Origin of the sequence: Neobacillus drentensis (assembly GCF_036962765.1) — a bacterium.
GTDB lineage: Bacteria > Bacillota > Bacilli > Bacillales > Cytobacillaceae > Neobacillus > Neobacillus drentensis_C.
The window spans coordinates 7,087-16,636 of record NZ_JBALOS010000090.1; the positions used below are offsets into that span (position 1 = coordinate 7,087).

The following is a 9,550-nucleotide window of genomic DNA, read 5'->3' on the forward strand; positions in this document are numbered from 1 at the left end:
TCGCGCCTGGAACGTAGATTAACAGGGTGCCAAAATCAACAATAAGCTTTAGCATAGCCTAATTTTTATAAAGTTGTAAATGTTCTTATAACACGCTCGCGTGACCGTTGTAGATAACTCCATTTGTTGCATCAACGGTGATTTCTTGACCATCTTTGAACAATTCTAAAGCATTTTCTACCCCAACAACCACAGGGATGCTAAGGTTTAGACCAACAACAGCTGCGTGGCTGGTTAATCCACCTTCTTGCGTAATAACTGCAGCACATTTCTCAAGCGCTGGAATCATATCACGATCCGTACCAATTGTTACTAGAATGGAGCCCTGTTTTACTTTTTCTAAAGCTTCCTTGGCATCTTGTGCAACTACCACTTTACCAAAGGCAGACCTACGGCCAATTCCTTGTGCTTTTGTAATAATATCTCCGACTACATGAATTTTCATTAAGTTGGTTGTACCGGCCTCTCCCACTGGCACACCAGCAGTAATGACAACTAAATCACCACGGTTGACGATACCACTATTTAAGCTAGCCTCAACTGCGTTATCAAGCATTTCGTCTGTTGTGGTCGCAACATTTCCAAACTGAGGATAAACACCCCATACAAGGGAAAGACGACGGCAAACATGTTCAATGGAAGTCACCGCAACAATCGCTGCTTTCGGACGATATTTAGAAATCATTCTTGCTGTATGACCGCTTTCAGTTGGAGTAATAATTGCTTGTACTTCAAGATTCAATGCAGTGTGTGCAACAGATTGTCCAATCGCATCCGTAAGATTATGTTCTGTATCTTTACTGCGGCTTGAGAGTATTTCTTTGTGATCTAATGCAGATTCTGCTCTGGAAGCAATATTGTGCATAGTTTGAACAGCTTCGACTGGATATTGGCCTGCTGCTGTTTCACCAGAAAGCATGATCGCATCCGTACCATCGAAAATTGCATTTGCTACATCACTTGCTTCAGCGCGAGTCGGTCGTGGATTTCTTTGCATAGAATCTAGCATTTGTGTAGCGGTAATGACAGGTTTTCCAAGTGCGTTACATTTCTTAATTAACATTTTTTGAACCAATGGAACTTCTTCAGCAGGGATTTCTACGCCAAGATCACCACGGGCAACCATTAAACCATCAGAGATTTCTAGGATTTCGTCAATATTATCGACGCCTTCCTGATTTTCAATTTTAGGAATAATATGGATGTGTGTGGCTTTATTTTCTTCTAAAAGCTGTCGGATTTCTAATACGTCCTTTGAACGACGTACGAATGATGCTGCAATAAAATCAATACCTTGTTCAATTCCAAAAAGAATATCTTTTGTATCTTTTTCTGTGATACCAGGCAGGTTAACTGAAACACCTGGTACGTTTACACCTTTTTTATTTTTTAGCGTACCGCTATTTAAGATTTTTGTATGGATTTCATTTTTTGAGTTATCTACATTCGTCACTTCTAGACCAATTAAGCCGTCATCTAAAAGAATTTTAGAACCTACATGAACATCATCAATTAACCCTGGATATGTAACAGAAAACTTATCAAGTGTCCCTTCCACCTCTGTCATGGAGACAATAATATTTTCTCCAGCCTGAAGTTCAATGGCCCCGTTTTGCATATTGTTTGTCCGAATTTCAGGACCTTTTGTATCAAGCAAGATAGCTACTGTTTTCCCAGTCAGTTTTGCTGCTTCACGAATATTTTTAATTCGTGCGCCATGTTCTTCAAAATCACCATGAGAGAAATTCAAACGAGCCACGTTCATACCCGAATTGATTAATTGAGTTAATTTCTCCACGGTTTCACTTGCAGGGCCTATCGTACAAACAATTTTGGTTTTTCGTAACATCCTTGTATTCCTCCTATAATAGAAAAGCACCTACGCCATTTCTTAAGTCCTAAATTCTTAAATTGATAATTCCATGGAAAGCTTGTATAAATCAAGGTCTAAAGTATGTTCACGTCCTAGAGCCTCAATAATGTCATAGTCGACCAGTTGATTCTTCTCAATTCCAACTGCACGACCGCCTTTTCCTTCAATCAAAAGCTCGACTGCTCTTGCTCCTAAACGGCTTGCAAGAACCCTGTCTGCTGCAGTAGGTGAGCCCCCGCGTTGGATATGTCCTAAAACAGAAACTCTCGTATCGAAGTTGGTTGCTTCTTGTACCTGCTTCCCAAACTCCACACCACTGCATACACCTTCAGCCACGACAATAATACTATGCTTTTTACCACGTTCATGTCCTTTTCGAAGTTTTTCGACAATATCATTCATGTCATAACCTTCTTCAGGAATCAAAATCGTTTCAGCTCCACCTGCTAGACCAGCCCATAAAGCAATGTCACCAGCGTTTCGTCCCATTACTTCAATGACAAAAGTTCGTTCATGGGATGTAGCGGTATCACGAATTTTATCTAATGAATCGATCACAGTATTTAACGCAGTATCGAATCCTATTGTAAGCTCTGTTCCTGGAATATCATTATCAATCGTACCTGGAACCCCCACGCATGGATAGCCTTGTTCTGTTAAGGCTTTTGCCCCGCGGTATGAGCCATCTCCGCCAATTACTACTAGGCCTTCAATGCCATGTGCTTTTAATTGCTCAATTCCTTTTTGTTGTCCTTCCTTTGTTTTAAATTCTGGACAGCGCGCAGATTGAAGCATAGTCCCACCGCGTTGAATAATATCACCAACCGAACCTAGCTCTAGTTTCTTTATATTTCCAGAAATTAACCCAGTATAACCTCCATAAATACCATATACTTCTACATTATGATAAATCGCTTTTCGCACCACAGCACGAATAGCTGGATTCATCCCTGGAGAATCTCCGCCACTAGTAAGAACTCCTATTTTTTTCATGGGCAATCACCTCAGTTATTTTATTGGGATATTATGTATAAAAACATATGTAGTAAATTAAAGGCACGATGAGTTTTAGAATTCCTTCTTTTATTATTTACATAAAACCCGCGAATATTTATAAAATAACATGAAGAAATAACTATAACAACCTTATGGTATTAGTAAATATAAGAGACGGAATAATCAGTAAACTGGAAGCGTTTCAATTGGATTTGTAAGCGTCGTCATTGCCTTTTTTAAGAAATTCCCGTGAACATTTTGTGAATAACAAAAAGTGGAAACACTCGTTCAAAAAATTACACAACTTAAAAAAGTGCTCATGAGGATGAGCACTTTTTTATTAATTTACACCAATGTAATCATTAACTGTGGCAAATTCACCGATTGTCCTGAAACGGTTGTAGCGATCACTGATAAGTTCCTCTTCTGACAGTTTCAGAAGTTGCTCCAAGGCTTTCTTCAGTATATTATCAATTTCCTCAGCTTGCTTCATGACATCCCTTTGGGCTCCGCCCTTAATTTCAGGAATAATTTCATCAATGACACCAAGCTCTTTTAGATCAGGAGCAGTAATTTTCATCGTTTCAGCGGCATTTCTCGCTAAGGATGCATCCTTCCATAATATAGCCGCCGCACCCTCTGGTGAAATGACTGAGTAGGTTGAATTCTCAAGCATATAAATCCGGTTACCTACTCCAAGTGCAAGGGCACCACCACTTCCGCCTTCGCCAATAACAATACACACCACAGGAACTCTTAATCCGGCCATTTCAAATAAATTGCGCGCAATTGCTTCACTTTGTCCGCGTTCTTCTGCTGCCTTACCGGGATAAGCACCCTTTGTATCAATAAAACAAATAATCGGGCGATTAAATTTATTCGCTTGATTCATTAAGCGAAGTGCTTTTCGATAACCTTCTGGATGAGGCATTCCAAAGTTTCTGCGAATATTCTCTTTTGTATCTTTTCCACGTTGATGACCAATCACGGTAACGGGTAAACCTCGATACTTAGCAATCCCGCCTACAATCGCCTCATCATCAGCAAAGGTTCGATCTCCATGACATTCAAAGAAGTTTTCAAACAGGTAAGGAATGTAATCTAACGTGGTAGGCCTGTTCGATAGACGAGCAATTTGCACTCTGTCCCATGGCTTAATATTTTCATATATGCTCTGCTCAAGCTTTTCAAGCCTTTTCTCTAATTTAGCAATTTCCGAACTAAGGTCAACATCTGCTGTTTTGGTGAACTCTTGTAAATCAGCGATTTTCTTTCTTAATTCGATTACCGGGCGTTCGAATTCTAACTCTCCTACCATCTGAACACACCTCCAGGTTGATGGATTTCTAGAATGCTGGTGATTTTTTCAACTAAGTCCGTTCGATGTATGATTGCGTCCAACTGACCATGCTTTAAAAGGAACTCAGACGTTTGAAAATCCTCTGGCAATTCTTCGCGGATGGATTGTTCAATGACTCTGCGTCCTGCAAAAGCAATGAGCGCACCAGGTTCAGAAAGGTTATAATCACCTAATGATGCAAAACTAGCAGAAACCCCGCCTGTTGTCGGATGTGTCATAATGGAGATGATTAAACCGCCATTATTACTAAACTTCTTTAACGCCACACTTGTTTTGGCCATTTGCATCAAACTTAGAGCGCCCTCTTGCATTCTTGCCCCACCTGAAGCAGTAAAAATGATAAAAGGTACATTTAACTCATCCGCTTTTTCAATAGCTTGTGTGATTTTTTCGCCGACAACAGAGCCCATGCTCCCCATTCGGAACGAAGAATCCATTATCGCTAGAACAATCTTATGGTCATTAACTGTGCCAATTCCTGTTACAACAGCCTCATTCAACTTACTTTTTTGCCGATCCTTTTCAAGCTTTTCAAGATAGTCAGGGAAATTTAAAGGATTTTTAGAAATCATATCTTCATTAAATTCTACAAAACTTCCTTCATCAATGAAACTGTCCAAACGTTCCTTGGAGTTCATTGGAAAATGGTGTCCGCAATTCAAACATACCTTTACATTTTTCAATAGTTCTTTTGTATACATGATTTTCTTACAGGAAGGACACTTTGTCATAATTCCTTCCGGAACATCATTTTTTGCATTTTCCGTCGGTATTTGAGCGTATTTCTTCTTTTTTGTCTGGTTTTTTGAAAAAAGATCTTTAAGCGCCAAAATTAAACCTCCTTTGTGCTACGATAACGCCAATTGGAAAGGTACTCCAATCATCTCTTTTTTAAAAGTTTTTCTAATAAAGCTTTACTTCATACCTGATTGCTTTTATAGGTGGTCAGACCACTTGCAGATAAAAAACACCCGTTTTCTTGGGCTTGGATAACCTTCACTATAAGATAAAAAGAGTTCAAAATCTGTTAGTTTTTGTCGTTAAAAACAGACAAATTCCGTAGTTTGTAATACGCGGACAGTGTTTTTTCTTCATTCTTTTCGGCTAAAGCATTTAGCAGGATTAAATAGTCTTCACGCTGATAGATGACATTTCTGGAATCCAGTGAACGGTAATAATCCTTTAAAATAGACCAAATTCTCGTGAAGAGGTGGTTATCCGCTATTTCAATTAACTGATAAAAAAACGCATCATCATTTAGAATCTCTTCCTGATGCACCCATTTTTTTAAGTTTAACAACTTCAGATCATCTAATTTTTGAATGGCTAATCTCAGGCAATCCATCTCAATAAAATTTTTGGTTTCAAACACATCTCGTTTCGCTTTTTCATCTTGTAAAATAAAGGTACTAAGCAACTGGACGAGATGATTCCCACGAAAATCCCGAATAAACGTCCCTTCCCCACGCCTAGTTTCAATTAATCCGAGCAGTTCTAAGGCTCGAAGTGCTTCTCTAACGGAAGAGCGCCCGAAATTCAGGCGCTCAGACAATTCACGTTCAGAAGGGATCTTATCTCCAGTTTTTAGTCCATCAATGGTAATCATCTCACGAAGTTGCTTTACGATCTCTAAATAGACCTTGGTGTTGGTTCCCACTTACGTATCACTCACTTTTACCAATAATAGCGAGCCTCTTTGTTTTTTCTTTGACTTCTTCTGGATCGACCTTAATGCGGGCAACACCCGTTTCCATTGCTGCTTTTGCCACTGCTGCGGCTACATCTGGTGCAACTCTTGGATCAAAAGGTCCTGGAATAACATAATCAGCATTCAGATCATCAGGACTGATCAGGTTTGCAATAGCTTCAACAGCTGCAACTTTCATTTTTTCATTTATATGGGTAGCGCGAACATCAAGGGCGCCACGGAAAATTCCTGGAAAGGCAAGAACATTGTTTACTTGGTTTGGAAAATCAGATCGACCTGTTCCTACCACTTTTGCTCCTGCTGCTTTTGCATCCTCTGGCATAATTTCAGGGACCGGATTGGCCATCGCAAAAATAATAGAATCAGGATTCATAGAAGCAACCATTTCTTTGGTTAGTGCACCTGCAACTGAAACTCCGATAAATACATCCGCACCCTTAATGACATCTTCAAGGCTGCCTGATAGATTATCACGATTTGTAAACTTTGCTACCTCTGCCTTCACTGTATTCATCCCTTGAGGGCGACCTTCGTAAATGGCTCCTTTGGTATCACACATAATTATGTCCCTTACACCATAACTATATAACAATTTAATAATAGCAATCCCGGCAGCACCTGCACCGTTAGCGACTACTTTAATTTCGGTCATTTTTTTGCCAACAAGCTTTAGAGCATTGACAAGACCAGCTACCGTTACAATGGCAGTACCATGCTGATCATCATGGAAGATAGGAATATTGGCTTCCTTTTTCAACCGTTCTTCAATAACAAAACAATTTGGAGCAGCAATATCTTCTAAATTCACACCACCAAATGTAGGTTCAAGCAATTTTACCGTTTCCACGATTTTGTCTACATCAGTTGTGTTTAAACAGATAGGAAACGCATCAACACCGGCAAAACTTTTAAATAATACAGCTTTACCTTCCATAACAGGGAGGGCTGCTTCTGGACCAATATTCCCTAAACCAAGTACCGCTGTACCATCAGAAACCACGGCAACCATATTCCCTTTCATGGTATATTCGTAAACCAATTCTGGTTTCTCATAGATATCTTTACATGGCTCTGCAACACCTGGTGAATAAGCTAAGCTTAAATCATGTGCATTTCGGACTATAACTTTTGATTTCGACTCTAACTTTCCTTTATTAATTCGATGCATATGTAATGCTTCTTCCCGTAAAGTCAAGATATGTCACCCCTCAAATTTTTACAAAAAGTTTAGATGATCCCACTATATGTAGCCCGATTTTTTGGTGGTCAGACCACACTTGTCTCATTATCACTATATCATATCTGGGATAGTTGTAAAGAATTAATCCTTCAGGACGACATTTTTTGGCCCAAGCATCTCTCTTAATAATTCGAGTAATTCTGGAGTCGGATTGATATTATTTTCTTCACCTAACTTAATTGTTTTCCGGCTTTTTTCATAGTGTAAGATTACGGCTGCAACTCCACTGTTTTCTTTCAAAAGTTGATGGATTTGCTGAAGAAATTTCTCAGATTGTTTTTCTTCCACTATTTTCAAAAATAATACTGATTGTTTCCTTGTTTTTGTTTGCAGCCACTCCTCTAATAGAAAAGCTTGTTGAATGATAAATTGTCGTTTCCCATCCCGCTCTTCAACCTTCCCTTCAAGCAATGTAAACTTCCCATGCCCTAATAGGTGAGAATATTTTTTGTATACATTAGGGAATGCTACTGCTTCCATCTCACCGCTTGAATCGCTTACCGTTAAAAAGGCCATCGAATCACCTTTTTTAGTCCGAATTGATTTCATCGAGGTGATATATACACCAGAGGATACCCGTTGATTATTAGGATTCATATCCAATAGGTTTTGTGCCCCAGCTTGCTTTAACTGCCCTTCATAGATTGAAATCGGATGGTCAGAAAGATAAAAACCCAGGGCTTCTTTTTCAAATGTCAGCTTATTCTCCTGACTAATGGGATCGACGAGCATATATTTCGGCTTTGGCATGAACTCTTCATCAAATAAATCAAATTGGTTATTGTCAGTTGGTTTAAAAATTTGTGCATGTTCCATCGCGACATCTAAACTAGCAAGCAATACGGCACGATCTTCTCCAAATTCGTCGAACGAGCCAGAGTGAGCAAGGAACTCAAGCGTTTTTCGGTTGATAGCTTTCGAAGAAACCCGTATACAAAAATCAAATAAATCAACGAACCTTTTCTTTTTCCGCGCTTGAAAAATCTCTTTTAAGGCAGCAGCCCCTACACTTTTAATCGCCGCCAGGCTATATCGGATTCCCTCTTGTTCCACTTGGAAGGAGTACCCGCTATGATTGATCGATGGGGGGAGGACCGTAATATCTTTTTGTTTCGTTTCCAGGATGTATTGTGCGATTTTCGTATCATTGCCGATAGCCGAGGTAAGCAAGCCTGCCATAAAATATACAGGATAGTTTGCTTTTAAAAATGCCAATTGGTAGGCAATCATACTATAGGCAACGGCGTGACTTCGGTTAAAGCCATAGTTCGCAAAGCGGACGATTAAATCATAGATTTCATTGGCTAGTGTTTGTTCATATCCTTTTTTTAGGGCTCCCTGAACAAAATGACTGCGCTCTTGATCAAGAATATCTTTTTTCTTTTTTCCAACAGCCCTTCTTAATAAATCGGCTTCACCTAGTGTGAAACCAGCCATTTTCGAAGCAATTTGGATAATTTGTTCTTGATACACAATAACCCCATATGTATTCTCAAGGATGGGCCGTAAATCAGGATGCGGATATTCAACTGCCTGTACGCCATGTTTCCTGTCTATAAAGAGTGGGATGTTTTCCATTGGGCCTGGTCGGTACAATGCATTGACTGCCACAATATCCTCAAATCGAGATGGCTTTAAGCGTGTTAGAACCTTGCGCATACCCTCTGATTCAAGCTGAAAAACACCTGTTGTTTCCCCTTTTGCTAACAGGTTAAAGGTTAACGAGTCATCTAATGGAATCGAACTGATATTTATTTTTTTTCCAGTTTTACGAGTGATCGAGGATAAAATTGAATCTATCAATGTCAGATTTCTTAAGCCCAGAAAGTCCATTTTTAATAGGCCTATTTCTTCGAGATGTTCCATTGAAAATTGTGTTAAAAAAACATGGTTTGACCCTCGTTGAATGGGGATTAAATCGATAAGCTGCTTCTCACTAATGACGACACCTGCTGCATGGGTGGAAGTATGACGCGGCAGACCTTCAAGCTTTAAAGCCGTTTCAAAAAGACGAAGATTCATCGGACTTTCTTTAATAAATCTTCGCAGTGCTTCCGATTCTTTATAGGCACCTTTCAGGTCAATTCCTAGTCGGGACGGAATCATTCTTGATAAATGTTCGAGTTCCTTGGAATTTAGCCCGAATACTTTACCGATATCTCTTAGGACCGCTTTGGCTGCAAGTGTTCCAAATGTAACAATTTGCGCGACATGCAGTTCACCATATTTCGCGGCAACATAGTTTATCACTTCATCACGACGATGGTCTGGAAAATCAATATCGATATCCGGCATGGAAATCCGCTCAGGATTTAAAAATCGTTCAAATAATAGGTTATGCTTTAATGGATCCACATCTGTAATGTATAAAAC

The 9,550-nt window shown here is 39.5% G+C and carries 7 protein-coding genes; all 7 read right to left on the reverse strand.

Going from position 1 to position 9,550, the window contains the following annotated elements; translation table 11 throughout:
• Nucleotides 1-85: 85 nt before the first annotated feature.
• Nucleotides 86-1,849 carry a pyruvate kinase gene (gene pyk / locus V7137_RS12975; RefSeq protein ID WP_335698476.1) on the reverse strand — a complete coding sequence of 588 codons (1,764 nt, stop codon included), beginning with the start codon at nt 1,847-1,849 and terminating at the stop codon, nt 86-88.
• Between the two features lie 57 nt (nt 1,850-1,906).
• The gene (gene pfkA, locus V7137_RS12980; protein ID WP_218347904.1) at nt 1,907-2,866 is read right to left on the reverse strand and encodes a 6-phosphofructokinase; all 960 of its coding nucleotides are present in this window, start codon (nt 2,864-2,866) and stop codon (nt 1,907-1,909) included.
• Between the two features lie 343 nt (nt 2,867-3,209).
• Nucleotides 3,210-4,187 carry an acetyl-CoA carboxylase carboxyl transferase subunit alpha gene (gene accA, locus V7137_RS12985; RefSeq protein ID WP_218347905.1) on the reverse strand — a complete coding sequence of 326 codons (978 nt, stop codon included), beginning with the start codon at nt 4,185-4,187 and terminating at the stop codon, nt 3,210-3,212.
• Entirely contained in the window at nt 4,181-5,059 is an 879-nt protein-coding gene (gene accD, locus V7137_RS12990; protein ID WP_335698477.1) for an acetyl-CoA carboxylase, carboxyltransferase subunit beta, read from the reverse strand. Before accD ends, accA begins: the two co-directional genes overlap by 7 nt.
• A 197-nt stretch (nt 5,060-5,256) precedes the next feature.
• On the reverse strand, nt 5,257-5,886 hold the full coding sequence (locus tag V7137_RS12995) for a FadR/GntR family transcriptional regulator (protein WP_218347907.1): 630 nt from the start codon (nt 5,884-5,886) through the stop codon (nt 5,257-5,259).
• A gap of 7 nt (nt 5,887-5,893) precedes the next feature.
• Nucleotides 5,894-7,132, reverse strand: a complete 1,239-nt coding sequence (locus V7137_RS13000; RefSeq protein WP_335698478.1) for an NAD(P)-dependent malic enzyme — start codon at nt 7,130-7,132, stop codon at nt 5,894-5,896.
• Between the two features lie 126 nt (nt 7,133-7,258).
• On the reverse strand, nt 7,259-9,550 hold a 2,292-nt coding region (gene dnaE / locus V7137_RS13005; protein WP_335698479.1), incomplete at its 5' end, for a DNA polymerase III subunit alpha.

Excerpts from the sequence above, each read along its gene's own strand:
- pyk (WP_335698476.1), bottom strand. The coding sequence starts at position 1,849 with ATGTTACGAAAAACCAAAATTGTTTGTACGATAGGCCCTGCAAGTGAA.
- pfkA (WP_218347904.1), bottom strand. The coding sequence starts at position 2,866 with ATGAAAAAAATAGGAGTTCTTACTAGTGGCGGAGATTCTCCAGGGATG.
- accA (WP_218347905.1), bottom strand. The coding sequence starts at position 4,187 with ATGGTAGGAGAGTTAGAATTCGAACGCCCGGTAATCGAATTAAGAAAG.